General features: G+C 60.2%; 1 protein-coding gene. It reads right to left on the bottom strand.

The features are described from left to right. Positions 1 to 38 precede the first annotated feature (38 nt). On the bottom strand, positions 39 to 1,226 hold the full coding sequence (locus tag IVA79_RS14420; protein ID WP_247553801.1) for an IS110 family transposase: 1,188 nt from the start codon (positions 1,224 to 1,226) through the stop codon (positions 39 to 41). Between the last annotated feature and the right edge of the window lie 259 nt (positions 1,227 to 1,485).

Raw genomic sequence — 1,485 nt, 5'->3', positions numbered from 1 at the left:
ATCTGCCTGACCACGGATGGTGTTGAGAAGCCCTATCGTCAGTTCAAGGCCACTTTTTTTGGCTTCTCCTTCCAGGCCGCCACCATCCGCTCGTACGCTTGCTCGACGCGTGCGACATAGCCAACTTCCCGCTCACGCAGTTCCTTGATCCAGTAGTCCCGACCCGGGCCAGCCTTGCCATAGGCACGAGGCGCTCCAGCCTTGAGTGCCACCTTCCGGAGTTTCATCGCTGTGAACGCCGGTCGTGCGTAAGCATAATCTTTCCCGGTCGTCAGGACGTGCCAGATCATCACTGCGAGCTTACGTGCCGTTGCGACGGCCGCGACTCCAGGCCCATGCTTCTTCTGCATGCGATTGAAGAAGGCCCGCAGCGGCCCCGGCGCCGTCTTGGCCGACCAGGCCGCTTCAACCAGCATCTTGCGGGCGTCACGATTACCCTGTTTCGAGATACGCCCATGCCTTGCCGGATGCTCTCCCGATTGCCGAACTCGAGGGGTCAAACCGAAGTAGCTGCTGAGCTTATGCGGTGACTGGAAGCGTGCGATGTCGCCGATGGAGGCCAGTACACTCGATGCGACGACCGAACTCACGCCGGGGATCGTCATCAGCTTGAGAGCCCGTGGATCGTCCAGAGCCTGTCGGGCCACGACTTTGTCGATTTCGGACAGTTGCTTCGTCACGCGTTCGAGTTCCGTGATAAGACGTTGGAGCATCGCACGCTCCTCCGATGGAAGAGGCAGACTGTCCAGCCAATGCTGTCCGCGCTTGCCGAAGAGATAGCCTTTGTAGGGAGGGATGAGGTTGGCATGCAGGATAGCCTTCATGCGTCCTTTAATCCGGATGATCTGCGCCAAGACGCCAGCGCGCTCGGCCATCTGGCGCCGGCGGCTGTAGGTGTCCTCGTCAGCAACCCAGACCTCCGGCAAGAAGCCAGCAGCATGCAACTTTGCCAGGGTCCCAGCATCGACCTTGTCCGTTTTGACTCGCGCATAGGCGATCGCCCGAACGAGCCTCGGATTGGCGACCGCGACGCGCTTAACGTGCGGGCGCAGAATACGTTCGACCGCCGCGCTGTTGCCCGTTACCTCGATGACCACCTCATCCTCGAGGCTGAGTGTCTTGGCAAAGGCGACAAGCCGATCGTGGACGAGATCAACGCGGAGCTGTCGGATTATTGTTCCGTCCTCCAGGATCGCCACTTGGGCGAAGGATCGGTGGATGTCCATGCCGACGATTTGCATGCTTGGTTCTCCTTTGTCTCAGGAGCCAGTGGCTTGCACGACATCTACGGATCCGCGCTCGCAGCGCAGCCGGGCAAGTCGTAGGGGCGGCCAAGTAACAAAGCGAGCTCACAGCTCATGGTCATGGCGGCCTGCCACCGTTTCGTGCTCCAGCGCCCCTATCCCGGCTTGGATAGACTAATCCGGACGACCGGTCCTCTCCACCGGGTTTGAGCGCTGAAAACATCATGCCCTTTAACAATGC

This window comes from Bradyrhizobium sp. 138, assembly GCF_023074075.1.
Taxonomy (GTDB): Bacteria; Pseudomonadota; Alphaproteobacteria; order Rhizobiales; family Xanthobacteraceae; genus Bradyrhizobium.
The sequence above is the reverse complement of the archived record's forward strand: the minus strand, read 5'-3'. Positions and strand labels throughout refer to the sequence as shown.